Source organism: Flavobacterium circumlabens (assembly GCF_004345565.1).
Classification (GTDB): domain Bacteria; phylum Bacteroidota; class Bacteroidia; order Flavobacteriales; family Flavobacteriaceae; genus Flavobacterium; species Flavobacterium circumlabens.
In genome coordinates this window covers 657,357-675,457 of sequence record NZ_SLWA01000002.1, presented here as the reverse complement: position 1 = coordinate 675,457, position 18,101 = coordinate 657,357, and the positions used below count along the sequence as shown (strand labels likewise).

Genomic DNA, 18,101 nt, shown 5'->3' with positions numbered 1-18,101 from the left:
AGGTTCAAAGGTTTTCAAACAAACGATCAAACAACAAACAACAAACAACAAACAACAAACAATAAACAATAAACACATGCCACCAGCAGCACGATTAACAGATTTTCACGAATGTCCGATGGTTACTCCTGCTGTACCGCCGGTTCCCCACGTTGGCGGGCCAATAATTGGCGTAGGAGAACCAACGGTTCTTATCGTAGGATTACCGGCAGCACGGGTTGGCGATATGCTGGTTTGTGTCGGGCCGCCGGATTCGATCATAAAGGGATCGGCGACGGTTATGATTGGCGGATTACCGGCCGCAAGATTAGGGGATCAGACTGCTCACGGGGGATCAATTGTACTTGGAGCCTTTAATGTAATGATTGGTGGATAATACGGAAGATAAAAGAGAAAATACCTTTTTAGGTGCGGGATGGGCTTTTCCCGTGTCCTTTTCTGCGGGCAATTATCAGCTGAATACGTCTTCCAATGAGAAGAACATTCACGAATCTATCAATATTATCCTCAATACCCGCAAGGGAGAACGTACGCTGGAAGCCAATTTCGGTTCCGGCCTGCAACAGTTTATGTTTAGAAAAATTGATCCTAATTTAAAAGGCGAAATTATAGAAACCATCCGGTTTTCCTTATTGCGCTATGAACCCAGAATTGTGGTACAGGATGTACAGGTTGCTTCAACGGATATGACCAATGGCATCATCCAGATACTGATCACTTACCTCTATTCCAAAACCAATACCAGACATAATTATGTGTTTCCTTTTCACCTGAAAGAAGGCACCAATTTATCCCGAAAATAATGCTTGTAATCGATCAAAATAGCGCCCTGAATTCACTTAACGAAGCACTCGTTCCGAATCCCTGTCTGATAGACGGAAGGACCGAACAGGACTGGCTGTACTTTTTGACCGAATTTAGCAAGCTTATTAATTTTTATAATGACACCAACACCATCGAAGGAAACTGGAATCCGTTTTTACTGAAAGATCCCGTTTTTCTGATGGCCGCTATCTCCCGAACCAATTACAAAGGACTGCATTCGACTTATAAAAACAGCTGTACGGAGATTCAGACTTTATTGAGCACTAACAGTCAGGGTTTTTTGAATTCCAAAGCACTCAATCAGCTCTTTGATCACATTAGCGCTATTTATAAAATCATGGAACGCTGGACCCATTATATGCAAAGCAGCAACGAAACGTACGACCTTAAAAATTATATTTTACACGAGGTACAGAACAAACTAAGCATTGATTTTTGGGCGGTTCAGTCCTTCAGACAATATTTGTATACGGCTCCGTCTAAAGGGACCTATATTGCAGCTGCGCCTTATCCTGATTTTGTTTCTTTTGACGTACCTCTCTGGACGATTAATAAAGACAAAAGGCCTTTTTGGGAAATTTTCGGCTATGATACTGAACAGACGATTCTGAAGGCACTGGATAACGTAACTTCTTTTTGCCTGACTATTTTAACGAAAATCGGCGATCGGCTGTTTAACTTTTTAGAAACTATCATACATCATTCTGCCAATGAATTCAAAAAATTAAGTCTTCAAAAAAGTAAATTCCCGGATACGACATTGCTGCGTTCTTTTGTAAACGTACTCCAGATACAGCAGGAGCAACTGAACGGAATTTCACAAAAGCACCTTGATTTTTATTATAAAACCATTCTGAAACAAAAAGAATTACCTGCCCTGGCAGACAGCGCCTTTTTATGTGCTGCACTGGCCAAAAACAATTCGGTATTGGAGTTGCCGGCGGGTACCTTATTTAACGGCGGAGTTGATGCGGAAAAGAATCCGGTTGTATTTGCTTCCCTAAAAGACGTAACGCTGAATCCGGCCGTTATAAAAAGTGTGCAGACCCTTTCTTATCAGGCAGCACCCAATACTTTGTCTTATAACTTACAGTCTGTTGCCAAACCTTCCGCTGTTCAGCAAGATGAGACGGGCAAAACAATCAGCTGGTCTACTTTTGGAGCTACCACTCCTCCGACTGCGCCGTTGTACACCGGAATGGCTTTTGCTTCCCCAATGTTGCTATTGAGAGAAGGCCAACGAAACATCACCGTGACACTCGAACTGGATTCGGAAATTAATCTAACGGAGTTTCAGGGTGCCAGCTATTTTCTGAGTACCGCAAACAGCTGGCTGGAAGTTCCTTTAGCCCCTTCCGCATTTGTTCCGACTGCCAAAAGCCTTGCCATAGAAATTAATCTGGATCCTGCGGAACCGGCCATTGAGCCTTTTGTGGTTCATCCGGACGGACTGCAAACAACGTGGCCGATGCTTAAAATTATATTCAAAACCATTTCTAAACCCGCTGCACCACCAAAAATACTGGCGATCACGATCGCACTGGATATCACAGGAGTTAAAACGTTTCAGCTGTATAATGATTTTGGGGAATTGAATACCAAAAATCCTTTCCCTCCTTTTGGGCCGATTCCGCTATTCCATTCTAATTTTATAATTGGAAACAATGAGATCTTCAGCAAACCTCTGGACAGTTTTGTCATCAATATAGACTGGGATAAGATTCCCTCCGATTTCCGGACGTATTATGCCGCTTACAACAATTATATTGCCGATCCGGATGCTGCAGGACCAGTAGTAAAATCCAGAGTCAGTTTGGCGCGATTGCTCAACAGAACAACCGATCCACTGCCGCCCCCTGTTCCGGGACCGTTTAATAATCCTTCTTTTATAGCTGATTTTAATATCCTGCAGGAAAAAACATGGAACGGTCTGATTATGACCAAAACCAGTAAACCTGTCGTTCCGCCTGTTACACCCGAAACTGCCCCTGTTTTCGTTCCGGTACAGGAAATTATAACTCCGCTTTACTTATTTGACCCGACAGCGGGAGATCCGGATGTGCCTTTCAACAGTACGTGCAGCAGTTATTACAAGTATAATAATCATGAGATCGCAGATACAACGCCAGCTAAAACACCGCAACCGGATCCGTACATTCAGGTGCAGCCTTTCAAATTTACGGATACCAGTTCTTCAGGATTTATAAGAATGGTTTTATCGGGAAATGAATACGGCTTTGGCTCCGAAATCTATCCGAATGTCGTAGCGAATATTGCTTTGCAAAATGGTAATCTTTTTAATAAAGCAAAAGGCGACCCGATTTCAAAATTTATAGTACCCGCCAACTTGCCATTTGCACCCAAAATCAAAACGTTTTCGGCCGATTATAAAGCAAGTGTGACGTATAAACTGGACGTCTCTGCCGGAGATTATCCGTTGCAGTATTTTGTTTATACCCCTTTTAAAAATTATCAGCTGTTTGACAGTACCGATACAGCTTCCACCTTACTCAATACCAGTATCGTAGGCGTTCCGCAAACCGGCCTGACAAGCGGTTTCCCGGTTTATCCGTCATTCAGTTATTCGGGAGCGTTATTCCTGGAACTGGAACAATTAATCTGTAACAGTACTTTAAGTTTCTATTTTGAACTCGCGCGAAATGCCACAACAATTACACCCGGTGACAGTGTTTCGTATTTCTATTTGAACAATTCCGGCTGGAAAGAAATAAAAGCCTTATCCGATCAGACCAGTCAGTTTAAATCTTCGGGTATTATAGAACTTCCCATTCCGGAAGACTGTAATAACAACGGAGCTTTTATGCCCGGTACCAATAACTGGCTTTCCATTGTGGTGAGCGGTAAAGGGAATACGTATTCGAACACGACTTTTTTACAAACCAACGGATTTAGGGTACAGCGAACCGGAACGACCTTTCTGACCGATACGCAAACGCCGCAAATCAGCAGCAATACGATCACCAAACCGCAGACTGTGATTCCGCAAATCGCAACACTGGTTCAGCCCTTTGCTTCTTTTGGCGGAAAAGCCGCAGAAACTAACACCCATAAAAACCAGAGAGTCAGCCATAGTATTAAAACCAAAAACAGAGCCGTTAGCCCTGCCGATTATTATACACTGATCGCTGAAAGATTTGATACGGTTTATTTCTCCAAAGTGGTGCATAAAAAATCAGACAACAGCACTACGGTTTACGTAGTGCGAAAAATAACCGATGAAAGTGATACTGGTGCTTATCTTCCTCTGGTAACGAATGATGTCGAAAGTGCCATACAGAAATTCATAAAAGACAGCACATCACCTTTTGCTACGGTAAATATTTCCAATTTTAATCCGGAATATGTTTGCATTACGGCCCAAATAGGATTGAAAAGCGGTTATCAGGAAACGCTCATTCACAATACCGTAAACCTCGCCCTAAAAAACTATTTATCGCCGTGGATCACCGCTTATGATCCTCAGATCGCAATAGACCAACCGCTTATTGACGCCAAAGTACATACGTTCCTCCTCAATATGGAAGGCGTTGCCACAGTCGATGCTGTTTCTTTTTCAAGCTATAGGCTCGATCCGGTAACGGGAATAAAAACAACCTTGAAAAGCGCCAAAACAAGGCTTCAGTCGTACGGGCCGACCACCCTTTTAGTTTCTGCAGACCAACATAATATTACATTTTAAATCAGATGGATACCGCAAATCACATCACCAAAAAACAGCTTCCCGCTTCCCAGGATTTTTCTTTCCTGAAAGGAGAGGCGATTGCTTATGTGCAAAAGCATATCGGAAGTGAATGGACCAACTTTAATCCGAGTGATCCCGGAATGACCATTCTGGACCAGTTTTGTTATGCGCTGACGGAATTGGGTTATTGTACCGATTTTAGCATTGCCGATATCCTGACCGATGCTGAAGGGAAAATGGAAATGGAAAACCAATTCTATCAACCTTCCGAAATCCTGACTACGGCTCCCTATACAATTGATGATTATAAAAAATACCTGATCGACGGCATAGAAAATGTAGACAATGTTACCCTACTTTGCTATAACGATAATGCTTTTCCTTTTAACAAAGTCTATCAGGTTTATCTTTATATAAATCCGGCGATTACAGACCCAATTGAAATTTCAGGGCTTTGTAAATCGGCCTTTTACCTTTTGAATAAAAGCCGAAACCTGGGCGAAATTTTCAATACCCCAATGGCTTTACTCCCGGTAGCGTGTTGGATAGATACGAAAATCATACTCGAAAAAAATGCCGATCCCTATACTGTTTTACTGGAATTGCAAAACAATATCCGCTCCTATATCTTTTCAAAAATAACACAGGCAGATTACGATACTTTAAAACAAAACGGATACACGGCAGAAGCAATTTTTGACGGCCCGAAATTGGCAAACGGCTGGATTTTAACGGAATCCTTAACCGATAAAAAAGATTCGATAAAAGGAATTGATTTGGCACCCATTATAGCGTCTACGCCCGGTATTGCCTCAGCATCGGGCGTGCAGCTGTATCAGAACCAAGCATCGGTTACAGTGCTTCAAGCTGAAATAAGTGAGATACTGGCTATTGATGTACTGGCTTCTTTTCAAAACCAGAAACTGATCGTAAATGCAAACGGAAAAGATTTGCCGCCTGACAGCTTTGGGCCTTTACAAATCAGGATGGATAATTTTAATGAAACCACCGCTTTTATCAACAACAAAACCAATTCCAAAGCACCCAAAAGCAGTTTTAGGGATATCAATACCTACTACTCCATTCAGAATACCTTCCCGCAGCAGTACGGCATTGGGGATGACACTTTAGAAAACGCCTCACTGCCCGTTCAGGTGGCACAATCCCGTCAGCTGAAAGGATATCTGACGTTATTTGATCAGATACTGGCCAATCAGTTTTCGCAACTGGCGAATATTTCGAAACTGTTTTCTTTTAAAAACGCCCTTTGCGGAGCCCCTTCTGATGAAGATAATTTTTATGCTGTAAAAGATCCATACGATCAAAAACATTTAGAATATCCGGTGCCTTATAAAACCTTTGCACCCAGTTACTTTTATCAGTCCCTGTATAGCATTCCTCACATTAAACCCTTGCTAAAAGACAATACGGCTTTTAATTACAGTTCCGGTACAGAATCCAGGGCTGAGCTATTGGAGAAAAGCTGGTTCGAATACCAGCAGGATCCATACAATCCGTATATTTTTGGTTTAATGAAAATCATGGAAGAGGAAAAAACAAACCTCGACCGACGAAACAATCTTCTGGACCACCTTCTGGCCAGACATGGTGAATCTCCCAAAGTAATCGATGCAATTATTCAGGACACCGTTTATACCGGAGACAAAAGAAAAGACCAGATCATCTTAAAAAGCCTGTATCTGCAAAACCTCGGACTGCTGTCCTACAACAGACAAAAGGGCTATAACTATTTGGGCGCTAAAAAAATAGCCCCTCATGTCGATGGAAATCCGGATATAAACCTACCGAAGATTAGTGATAAGGAATTCGGTTCTATCAACGAACATACGACCGATTTTATATTCAAATCCGAGCAAATCAATACAAAAGAAAAACTGCACCAACAGGATTTCAATAATTTTTCGGGATTGGAACTGAAGCTGAATTTATTGTTCGGGCTTAAAAACATATACAAAAATTTCATCTCAGCGCGACTGGACAGTCAAAAAATCAATATTGAAAATTTATACAATACCACGATTTACAAAACCATCCAGAAAGCTTCGTGGTTTACGACAAACCGACACGGCAGTCTGCTGCTGGAAACGGTTTTGCTTTTGAATCCGTTGAAATTTAATCTCGAAGTCCTAAAACCGAATTCGGTAAATGAAGCCTATTACACGATTGACAACATCAGTTTTGAAACCTTGACCAACCTGAATTATGTTTTAAACGCCAGCAGCGAAGCCACACTGGATAGTGAACTGCAAAACGGCTATCTGCTGTTTTCCGGAACCAAATATCCGTTTACGGCAAGCAGCATTGCGACCGTCAACGAAGAGGATTACGTAAAAACAGCCGATTCCAATTATTCGTTCCGCATAACGGTGTCTTCCGGTAATGCCAAAATAGCGCTTGATGCTAAAGTTTTCAAAAAGAGCTTCTTATTGCTATTCCCGGATTTTATTCCGTCGCTGCAAACCCCGGAATTCAAAAAGAGATTGAAACAATTTCTTAAACTGAATGTCCCTTTTAATGTAAGTTATGAATGTCTTTTTTTAAGCATTCAGGAATTAGAAACCTTTATTCCGGATTATATGTACTGGTATGAAAGTTTGCGCTACAAAGACGAATTACTTCCGCTGCCAACGGAGCAGGAAGGTTCTTCCACCCCTAACAATGACCAGCCGGTATCTATCGATTCTGTATCGTCTGCCCTCAACCTGATTAGTAGTTTAACCACAATTTTAGAAGCAAAAAATGGAACAAATTAACAGCCATATTGTATCAAGTCTGAAGTGGGACACTACTTTTGATACCCGGGAAGAAGGATACCGACTTCAGGAACGTCTAAGTAGCTGGAGCAAAATTATGTTGCCCGGAGAAGTGGCCAGCGTATTCAATGAACTTTGCCCGCCGGAACAAAGCTGGAGAATCCAGTCACTCGAATTAGATCTGGGTGCCTGTGATTACAGCGACCTTGAATTCGATCTGAGTGTTAAAATCCGTAGCCTTTTGCGCGAGAAAATAGCCGAACTGATCATCAATCAGAACAATCAGAAACAAAACCTGATTTCGGTGTACAACAAAGAAAAATCGATGCTGGAGAACCTTACCGTTTTTTTACTGGAAGGGTACCTGCCGTGGAATTTTCAAAATAAGGAAGGCTCCGTAAATCAGATTATGGCCGAACTGCTGCAACAGCATTTAGCTGAAGTGGTTGCGATTATCAAACAAACCGGAGTAACGCACGAGGAAGTACGAAAAAGAATTTCATGGCAGTTTGAAGAGAAAAATGTCAATAAAATAATAGCCGCACTGGAACCTAATAACAGCGGTTCTATCATCGAATTTTCTTCGGTGATGACCAATCTGCAGGTCAAAGAAACCATTATTCAGACCAGCACGGCGAGTTTCAAAAAGAACCTTTATTTCTTTATTCTTAACTTTTTGCTGCTGGAACGCGGAACGCTTTTTAATAAAATCGCTTTTATGAAAAGCAGCATTCTGCAAATGGCGAATCATTATAATATTTCGTATTTGGAACTTATTTTATTAATTGAAAATACGATCATTAAACTGTCGGACAAAACAACCCAGCATAACGATTTTATATTCTCCTTAAAAACACTGACACAGGAATACGAAACACAAAAAAAAGCGCCTTATCATTCTGAAAAAAGTGTGGATTACTGGACTCTTTTCGAACAATTACTTAAGGATCGGAAATTGCGAAAATCCAAAACAGCAAAAGATAACCTGAATGAACTGATGGTAGCGCTTAACCAGCAGAATAGCGGTAAACTGGGCAGTATTATAAAAAGGGTTTTGCATACAGAAGAGACACTGATTTCTCTTATCGGGGATCTGGATGAAACTGCCGTAAAACTACTATTCTCAAAACTCGACACCAGTACGTCTTCCCTAAATCTGGATACGATACTTTACCTGAATATTTCAAGCAACAGACTGAAGATCAAAACAAAAAGCAACGTATTATGGCAAATTGGAATTGCTTTTCTGATCCAAAACAAAAATACGGATCATACTGCTTTTCTGCTGCACTGCATCAAAGCGTTAAGCAAAAAGAACCATCTCGATACCGAACAATTGCTGGAAGCCTTTACAACGGCACGAATTCCCGAGTCTTTAAAAACAACCCATTCAGCCGTAATTTATAACAAGCTTTCCCGTGTTTATTGCAGTGAAATCGGCCGAAATAATTCAAATTATCCTGCCGTGCATTTCAGGAATCTCATGTCGAAACTGGAATTGCAGCTGCAAAAAAAATCGACTAAAAATGAGGTTTTTGCTGACTTGCAAAACGCACTGATCAAAACGATTTCCCTGCATCCGAAAATGGCTTTTGAAGTAATGCTGTCGTACGGAAATAAAGATTTTATCAAAAAAATACTTCCGTTGGTGCTGAACCGTGAGGTATTACAATTGTTGGTCCACAAAACCGGTTATAAAAAAACAGAACTGGTACGCACGATACAAATCGTCTATGAAATTTTAAATGCCAAAGAAAAATACGAGTTTCCGGAAGAACTGCTTACCGAAGATTTATTGCTGTTAAGCGTTCAGGAAATATTGCTGCATCCCGAACACAATTTGTCTGTATTTCTGGAAACGGTCCTACATGAATTAGCCAAAAAAGTGACGAATACGAAGCGGAAGGATTACTTTCAGTTTATCACTAAATTATTGCAATCCGGAAGGGTGAAATCATTTGGCATTACGACTAAAAAAAGTTTTCTGAATCAGTTAAAAAGCAACAGTGCTATTGATATTGCGGCCCTTGCCCTGTTGATTCAGAGCACATCTCCCGACGCTCAGTTGGAGTTGTCGAATTTATTGGTTTCTAATTTTGAAGACGCCCAATTTAGTCTGCTGCGAAAACAGGACAAAAAACAGAGTCAGGACCTCATTTCCTATTTTTTAAAGAATGGAATATTCCTGAAAAATAAATGGATCAAAAGCCAGTCTGCTGCGATCATCAGACAAGCCCAATCCGTTTCGAAAAGTAAAATCAGCGATGAACTGAAGGAATTGTTCTGGCAAACCCTTCTGAACTATTCAGCTTATAAAGGAAATGAAGTGCTGTTGGAGAAAATGCTGCAAAAAGCTTTTACGGTTTATTTCAAAAAAGTGATTGCTTCTCCAAATATGGTATTCGAAAACAAAACAAAAACGATGGATAAAACAGCTTTCAAAACCGCAACAGCAAGTTCTTATACCGAAATATATAAAGATGATCTCATTCCTGAAAATAGTTTGTTTCCGGATCAGACCACAGCAGAAAAATCATTAAAAACTTCCGGAAACGCGATACTTTTTAACGGACAAAAACTAACTGAAAAAGAAAAATACGACTGGTGTTTACAAGTCATTGTCCAAAAACAAATTCCAACTGGTTTAGCCACTTCAGGAACATGGGAGATTAAAGCCGTATTGAATGAAATCATAGCCGAAGCACCCGGAATATTCTTTAAAATAATCAAAAAAGAATTCCTTTCTGAAGCACAAACTGACTGGCTCAGCCGGAACATTAGTTTCAGTACTTTATGTGAAGCCGTGAGCCAATTGGACAAAAACAAAGAATCGTACCTGAAAATTCTGGAGAAATTCTATCATGTTCTCGGTGCCATTACCATCCGCGGAATTGCCGCCAAAGACCTGCAAAGTCTTTTGTTACGGAAACTGCTTGGGGCGGCAGCCAACGACAACTGGCGCATCATTTCTATTGATAAAATCTGGAACGAACTGATCTGGGATGTCGTGACCAAAAAAGGAATTCCTAAAAAAAGCTTCCTGGCAGATCTGGAAAAGCAAATCTATCAGTTTCCACCGTCCCTGCAGCTTAGTTTCAGGGAAATTATACAGAATGAAAAACAAATCGTTCTGAAGGTGCAAAAAACGGCAGTAATTTCGAAGATGGAAAAATTAAAAGTCCATACACCTGCGAAAACAGTATTAAAGGAAGGGATTACAGTCCGAAATGCCGGAATCGTACTCTTAAACGATTATGTCGTCATGCTTTTTGAACGCCTTGGATTAGTAGTGGATAACAAATTTACGAGCATCGAAAATCAAATTAGTGCCGCTCAGTATCTGCAATACGTCGTTACCGGACTAACAGAAACCGAAGAAACCTATTTACCGCTGAACAAGGTACTATGCGGTTTATCGCTGCTGCACACCGTTCCTGATGCCATCGAAATCTCTGAAGCCAACAGGGAATTAATCAATGGGCTGATACAGGCAGCTATTTCGTACTGGGACGCCATTGGCGAATGTTCGGTGAGCGGTTTCAGGGGCAACTGGCTCGTTCGCGAAGGCACTTTATTTGAAATGGAGGACCGCTGGGAACTTACCGTCGACAAGAAACCGTACGACGTACTAATCAACAAATCTCCGTTTGCCTTTTCGATCATGAAATACCCGTGGATGGATAAACCGCTGCATGTAAACTGGCCGTACTAAACCAGTGTGAATTTAAAAATGAAAAAATATCTATAATAAACCGACCCTTGAAAATAAAAATTAATCCACTAAAAAAACAATTATGAACAGCTACAGTGAAAATTTACATTCCAGTGTATTGGCTTCATTAGAAAGCCAGGAATCGAATAAGAAAAAATTGGACTCCCAATTGAATTCTTCGATGTTTACACTTTATTATGCCGAAGGTGCTGAAATAGTAACCAACGACAAGTCTGTTACGGCAACGAAAAAATACAATCAGTCGCAGAACATTAAAAAACTGGCTACTGAAAGCAAGAACATTTCGACCAATACGCTATTGTCTGCCACACAGCAAAACAGTTACACTTCGCAATCGGTAACCAATGTAGCCACGAGTGCCGCCAACATTCAGGTTGCTGCCAATGCGATTGTACGATTGGCAAGCGATATGGGAAGCATCTTTAGTATCGTGAATGCCGCCGACTACGGTACGCAGATTTATCAGCAAAGTTTTGAGGCTTACACGCTGATGAATACAACCGCTTACCTGGCAGAAGTGGCGTCCCAGCATGCCATGGAAACCTCTGCCTCTATTGCCGAAGTGGCCTCATCGACCGTACAGGACAAGGCAAAAGTTACCGATACTGCCGTAGACAATCTGCTAAAAGTGGCAACCTCCGATTTTACCGCTATTGCAGCTGTTGTTGCGGCCCAGAATGATGCCAAGGCAGCGGCAAGTGTGACGACCAAAAAAGCACAGGGAGCAATAGAATCGAATAAGGTGGAACTGCAGGCCGCAAAAGTGGCTTACAATCTCAACAACAAAAGCCTGAACTATAATCTGAAAGTACATGTTCCCAGCGTTTATGACGGTTCTTACAATGTTTCTTTTGATTTTTACAAACCGCCTTTTAACAGCAATGAAAAAACAGCCAATACTGCCTCTCTTGGTTTAGACAATCCGGTAAAAAGTTATAATATCTTCCTGGTAAAGGACAGTAAAAAATCTACCTTCTCGGCACTGACGGCAGAAGAAGCAATGGGGAATTCACTGCAATATGTACAGCTTATTCCGTCACTTGAATATCCTTCAGAAACCGATCCGTCAAAAGCGCTTACTGCTGCTGTTGATACTTCGAATGCGTACTTTGCTGCTCTGAATGCCGCCAAGTTATCTAAAGAGAAAGTCGTTCAGGCAAAAGATACACTGCGCGATGCCAATGCTGATTTAGTAGCTGCCACTAAAGAAAAACAGGAAGCTGATGTACTTGTTTCAGAAGAAAAAGAGGAAATCGCCAAATTAAACAAAGAACTGCCTGCTGCCAAAGAAAAAGCGACACATACTGCTGAAGCTTCTAAAAAAGAGCCTAAAAATGCCGATCTCTCCAAAGCGGCCACAGACGCATCCAGAGCTTTGACCAACTTAGAGCAGTCGCTTGAAAATGCGAAACTGAATGAAACAAAGGCAGTTGATGCGGCCAAAGTTGCCGCCGATACGCTAAAAATTGCCACTACAAACGTAACCAATGCCAAAACCAATCTGACTGCTGCGGAAACACAGGCTGAAAATGATCAGAAAAACGTGGTCACTACTGCCCAGTTGGCTGCCAACTCCAAAAGAGAAGGCTTTAAAAATATCCAAAGTATAGATTTAGTGGATTCTGATAATGAAATGCTGGCCCTGGGTGAAAAATACGTGATTTTTCTGCTGACCATCTTTACGGATGATTATAAAAAAGGAATCAATACGTACGATGATTTTCTATCTGCCCCATCGGAGACTTTTAGTTTAAAAAACACCTTAAAAGCGGTAAACGATATTGCTGTAGAAAAAGAACCGGCAAGACATATTCTTAATCCCGACCTGCCGGTATTGTCACCTTATGGCATCAGCTTTACCGTAGACGAGACGGATCATAAACATACAGAGTACAGATGTATGTTCTTATCGTATAATGAAGATCTTTTTACGAGCTATGAACTGGATTATTTTGAAGAAAGTATAGAAGTAGCCGTAATCAAAAAAGAAATCCAGTATTCCCAAAATGATATCAGTCAATTTAAGGAAGAACTAAAAACCATAACCCTGAAGATTAAGGAATTGGATGATGCCTTTCAAAAAGAGATCAAAAATCTGGACCCGGTTAAGGACAAAGATAAAATAAAAGCACTTACTGCGGAAAATAAAAGTATCGTCAATAATTACAGTCAGGTTCAAACGGAAATTAATTCAAAATTGTTAACCGTTACCGCAAAATTAAATGAGCTGCATCTTTCTTTTGAAAAGATAATGGCCGAAAAATTGCCAAAAATAAAAAATAAAAAAGGCTTTTTCTTCAATCTGAAATTAGCGGAAAATGTTGCTTCAGGGAATTATACAACAGCCCTGCCTTCGTCTAAACATTCCTTGTCTTACGAGGCCAAAATTGACCCGACCACGACTGACAATTTTGGTAACGCATTGATAGACGGAAAATTATATATTCCTGTTGTCCTTTCTGTTTATTCCGGGAATGAGACCAATCAAAATCAATACAACAATAATTTATCCGATTGGGAAAACGAAGAACCATTTCTTTTTTCAATAACAAATAATCAGTAAAACTAACCCGTTAAATTCTACACTATGGAAACTATAGCATTAGTAAAACCAACTCCGAAGAGATATGGAATTACAGAAAAGAAAAAGGCCGATCTGGATTTATTAACGTCTCAGGTAACAGATGCACAGGCTGTCGTGCAGCAGCAACTGGCAGTTGTTTCGTCTTTAAATCAGAAAGCCAGTAAATATCAGGGCTATGTGGTAGAGGCAGAAAACAGCAGAACCCAGTCCTTAAGCAACAAACAGCTTGCTGAGCAGGTGGTTCAGAATGCCTTAGACCTGACGCAAAATTCTGAAATCGCCTTTTCTAAGATGACCGCTGCCAATGAAAACACCGGAGCGGTAGCCAAAGAAATGGCGGCATTAATTAATAAACTGATTTACTCGGTAGAAATTATCAATAAGTTATCCAATCTCGTAATCCGCAAAAAAGCCTTAAACCCGCTTATTTCAGACGATCTGATCACTAAAATAAATGCTGCCGGAACAGACGCCAACAATGCTGTTGCCCTGACCCTTAATGCCCTGAAATCAATCTTTGCCGCCCAGTCACTGGCTTTGGAATCTGAAGCGATTACAGCTTTGGAACAAAAACAGGCCTTAACGCTTTACCTGACGCTGACCGGAAAAAAGAGTGTGAACCAAACTTTTACACTAAAAGATAATAAATCGATTCTGGCCTTGCTTGCCACTGCAGATATTGAAGCAAAATCCGCTTATCTGGAGGCCAACAGAGCCAATGACGAAACGACGAGACAATTGAATTCGGCAACTACTCAACTGAACAAAGCCCAGATTGAACTTAAATCACTGGAGGATGCGCTGGCGGCTGCAAATGCTGCGGCTCTGGCCTCTTAAGGAAACTAAAAATGTCCACTGCTGCATAAGCTGTTGCAGTGGACTTTCATCTCTTAATTTTTAGTCGTATGGATAGCATCTACAAAAAATTCTACAGACATTTTTATTTAAAAACAGCCGGATTTATCCCGACCAAACCCTTAAACCAAAGTCTGTTTCCCGGCGATTATTTTCAGATAAAAAATGGAGAGATTATCGTATTGGGCAATCTGTACCGCAATACGATCATAGCTCCGGAAGAGGCCGATTTAAGTGCTGCAGTACTGCTGAATGCGTGGAACTGGAATTTTAGCGAGGGAATTTCAAAACCTTATTCCGGCCGTGGACATGGTCATAGTGCTATTGAAGGACAATTTGAATTCAGCAAGCAGATACTGGCTTTTGCCCATGAGGGCAGCTTTATTTTTAAGGCCGAGGAACCGCAGTCCATAAAAATTAATAACTGGAATGAAATTCAGCAGCAATTAATTATAAAACTGACGCAGACCTTATTCTCCTTTCGGGAAATTTATATCGTCACAGAAAGTGCCACCGCCGCTCACACCACACTGGCCATCGCGGGTGAGAAAAATGCAGAACTGGAATTCGCCAGTGAAACCGAAAACTTTGGTCTCGTTGATATTTTCGGGCATCCGGACACCAAAACCATTCAGTCTAAGGATATTGAGTACTATCATCGCGAAACCAAAAGAAAACCCGCTTATTTTAAGGCTAAAAAACTGGTGGTGCAGGATGATAAACTGGCTTTTTTCGTTAGTGATTTCATTACTAAAACCAATAATTCGAGTGAATGGACAGACACTTTTTATGATAGCAATTTTCATAACGATGCCGATTATAGTTCCCAAATAATCCTGCAGAATGCACAGGGTCATTTTCTGGATATGTTACAAGCCAATGAACTAAATCCAAACACGGCTTTATTGTATTTTAAATGGGCAGATGCCAATTTAGACGATGTTGAAAAACTATTTGCTAATTATGGAAACTAACCCCAACATATTGGTACTGGACCGGGAAATGGACTGGCTGCAAAAAGTAATCGATCAGGTCATCTGCAGTTATCTGCTTCAGGAGGGTCATGAAAATCACTGGATAGACATTCCGCCACCTCAGGCAGAAGATGAAACGGAAGACGGCGTTTACTATACAAAACTGGCAGAATGGAATTTAAATCTGTTCGAAAGGCTTTGCCTTGCCCTGATACTGGCTCCACAGATCAAACCGGAAATACTGGATATTTTTTTCAGCAAAAATGCCCTGTACGATCGTGGTTTTACAGAATTTGGCGGTGTCATCAATAAAAACCACAGCGGATTTATACCCACAGGTCAGACCTTGTCTTTTTTAATCACAGCTGTCAATCCGGAATTAAAGGTTGAAGTATTGAATGTGCTCAGCGCTGCTAACATCCTTTCGAAAGAACAGGTTTTAGTACTGGAAGCAGCAGAATCTAACGTTCCGCTTTTAAACCAGACCCTGGCGGTTAACGAGCGCTGGCTGCATTATTTTATCACCGGAACTTTACCCCGACTGGAGCATAGTGTTTCGTTTCCGGCACAACAAATTTTTACCAACCTCAACTGGTCGGATCTGGTTTTGGAAAATCAGGTTATGGAACAGGTCATGGAAATTAATGCCTGGCTGAATCACGGAGAAACACTGATGACCGAATGGGGACTTGAAAACAAAATTAAAGCCGGATACCGGACGCTTTTTTACGGACCACCGGGAACAGGAAAAACCCTTACCGCTACCTTACTGGGCAAAAATACCAATCGGGAAGTATACCGGGTCGATCTCTCGATGATTGTCTCCAAATACATTGGGGAAACCGAAAAAAACCTGTCGAAAATATTTGATGTTGCGCAGCATAAAGACTGGATCTTGTTTTTTGATGAGGCAGATGCGCTCTTTGGCAAAAGAACCAGTGCCTCCTCCTCAAACGACAGGCATGCCAACCAGCAAACGGGTTATTTATTACAACGTATTGAAGATTTCCCGGGAGTGGTCATACTGGCTTCCAACCTGAAGGAAAATATGGACGAGGCTTTTTCAAGAAGGTTTCAGTCTATGATTCATTTCGGGATGCCGGGTCCTGAAGAGCGTTTGCTGTTATGGGAAAATGCTTTCTCGGGAAAATGCAAACTCGATCCTGCTATTGATCTCGAAAACATTGCAGAACAATATGAACTGGCAGGAGGTGCCATTATCAATGTGCTCCGGTACTGCGCCCTGAAAGCGATACAGAAAAACGAAACTATAGTGGGGTTTCAGGTTTTACTGGAAGGCATCAGACGTGAGTTTAAGAAGGAGAACCGAACGCTAAGTGTTACACAAATGAACTGATATGAAAAACGTTGAACATACATCCGAAATCGTGCTTCCTAAAAAGCGCTTGTATACGCATCAAACGGAGCTTAAAATCGGAAACTGGAAAAACAATTTCGATCTGAATTATACCCATACCCTTATCGCAATTGCGCTCAATCATTCCTGTAAATACCATGATCTTATCGTCAATGGGTATCTAATTACAGCAAAGAGTGTGTATTTAGTAGTCAAAACACCCGAAAAATCAATTGAAAATATGCTGAATAAAATAGAAGATCATATTCATCTCTTATTAAAAAACGATAATAAAACCTTAAAAAACAAAAACTTCAATATTGATTTTATACTGGACAATGAAGATGTCTTTTTTGAGATTCAGGAACCCTTGTTTAAAGTATCTCCCTTAAAAAATGACGATCTCATTCCACTCATCACCGGCAAAAAAATAGAACTCCCCTATTACGACCGAAGACTGGAGGCTTTAAAAAAACTGATTCACCATCATCCTTTTTGTTCCGCTATTGATTATTCAGGGGCAATAGGACCCGTATACGTAACCTTATTAAAAAATTAAAAAACAAGTAAACCAAATATACAGCCTGAAGGCATTTAACGAACCAAAATTCAAAATCTATGAGTACAGCACCAACAATAGCCGATAATTTTACCGTTTTTGGAATTGATATTTCAAAATACCAGGGAAACGAAATCAATTCTCTGAACAAACAGACGGACAACCTTACGTTTATCATCTGCAAAGCCACAGAAGGCATTACCTATAACGATCCGGATTTTAAAACCAACTGGCCGGCAATTCAGGCAAAAGGTTTTGTGCGCGGTGCGTATCATTTTTACCATTGCGACGATGATCCCGCCAAACAGGTGGCCAATTATTTGGGAGTTGTTGGCCAACTTTCAAAAACCGATTTCCCTCCTATTGTAGATTTTGAAGAAACCAGTATCGATCCCGGTATTGATAAAACCACGATACAGCCCAATTTACTGCAATTCCTAACGCTACTGGAACAAAAAACAGGAAGAAAACCACTTATTTACACAGACAACAACACGGCAAATGCCTATCTGACAGATCCTGCTTTTGCCGCGTACAAATTGTGGATAGCCGATTACAATGCCACACTTACCTTACCAAATGTCTGGAAATCCCAGCCGTGGACGTTATGGCAAAAATCCGCCAGCTATACCTTAGATAATCAGTCCAATGATTTTGATGTTTTTAATGGAGATGAACCCGCTTTTACAAAATTCATTCAATCCAGTTAAGATTCGCAACAAAACGGGAAGCTTTTT

At 40.9% G+C, this 18,101-nt stretch carries 11 protein-coding genes; all 11 read left to right on the top strand.

Annotated elements, in window-relative coordinates:
• Nucleotides 1–76: 76 nt before the first annotated feature.
• Nucleotides 77–376, top strand: a complete 300-nt coding sequence (locus tag EV142_RS07420) for a PAAR domain-containing protein (RefSeq protein ID WP_132034040.1) — start codon at nucleotides 77–79, stop codon at nucleotides 374–376.
• On the top strand, nucleotides 369–803 hold the full coding sequence (locus EV142_RS07415; protein WP_132034038.1) for a GPW/gp25 family protein: 435 nt from the start codon (nucleotides 369–371) through the stop codon (nucleotides 801–803). The genes EV142_RS07420 and EV142_RS07415 overlap by 8 nt, the downstream gene beginning before the upstream one ends.
• A complete protein-coding gene (locus EV142_RS07410) occupies nucleotides 803–4,525 on the top strand; it encodes a hypothetical protein (protein ID WP_132034036.1) in 3,723 nt (1,240 codons plus the stop codon). Before EV142_RS07415 ends, EV142_RS07410 begins: the two co-directional genes overlap by 1 nt.
• A gap of 5 nt (nucleotides 4,526–4,530) precedes the next feature.
• The gene (locus EV142_RS07405) at nucleotides 4,531–7,302 is read left to right on the top strand and encodes a hypothetical protein (RefSeq protein WP_132034034.1); all 2,772 of its coding nucleotides are present in this window, start codon (nucleotides 4,531–4,533) and stop codon (nucleotides 7,300–7,302) included.
• Nucleotides 7,289–11,014 carry a contractile injection system tape measure protein gene (locus EV142_RS07400; RefSeq protein ID WP_132034032.1) on the top strand — a complete coding sequence of 1,242 codons (3,726 nt, stop codon included), beginning with the start codon at nucleotides 7,289–7,291 and terminating at the stop codon, nucleotides 11,012–11,014. Before EV142_RS07405 ends, EV142_RS07400 begins: the two co-directional genes overlap by 14 nt.
• Before the next feature lie 82 nt (nucleotides 11,015–11,096).
• Nucleotides 11,097–13,598 (top strand): kinetochore Spc7 family protein, encoded by a 2,502-nt coding sequence (locus EV142_RS07395; protein ID WP_132034030.1) that lies wholly within the window; start codon nucleotides 11,097–11,099, stop codon nucleotides 13,596–13,598.
• A gap of 24 nt (nucleotides 13,599–13,622) precedes the next feature.
• Complete coding sequence (locus EV142_RS07390) at nucleotides 13,623–14,456, top strand: hypothetical protein (protein ID WP_132034028.1); 834 nt, start codon at nucleotides 13,623–13,625, stop codon at nucleotides 14,454–14,456.
• Between the two features lie 68 nt (nucleotides 14,457–14,524).
• Nucleotides 14,525–15,448 carry a hypothetical protein gene (locus EV142_RS07385; protein WP_132034026.1) on the top strand — a complete coding sequence of 308 codons (924 nt, stop codon included), beginning with the start codon at nucleotides 14,525–14,527 and terminating at the stop codon, nucleotides 15,446–15,448.
• Nucleotides 15,438–16,805, top strand: coding sequence for an ATP-binding protein (locus EV142_RS07380; protein ID WP_132034024.1), 1,368 nt, complete (start codon nucleotides 15,438–15,440; stop codon nucleotides 16,803–16,805). Before EV142_RS07385 ends, EV142_RS07380 begins: the two co-directional genes overlap by 11 nt.
• A 1-nt stretch (nucleotide 16,806) precedes the next feature.
• The gene (locus tag EV142_RS07375) at nucleotides 16,807–17,364 is read left to right on the top strand and encodes a hypothetical protein (RefSeq protein WP_132034022.1); all 558 of its coding nucleotides are present in this window, start codon (nucleotides 16,807–16,809) and stop codon (nucleotides 17,362–17,364) included.
• Nucleotides 17,365–17,423: 59 nt separating this feature from the next.
• Complete coding sequence (locus tag EV142_RS07370) at nucleotides 17,424–18,074, top strand: GH25 family lysozyme (RefSeq protein ID WP_132034020.1); 651 nt, start codon at nucleotides 17,424–17,426, stop codon at nucleotides 18,072–18,074.
• Nucleotides 18,075–18,101 lie beyond the last annotated feature (27 nt).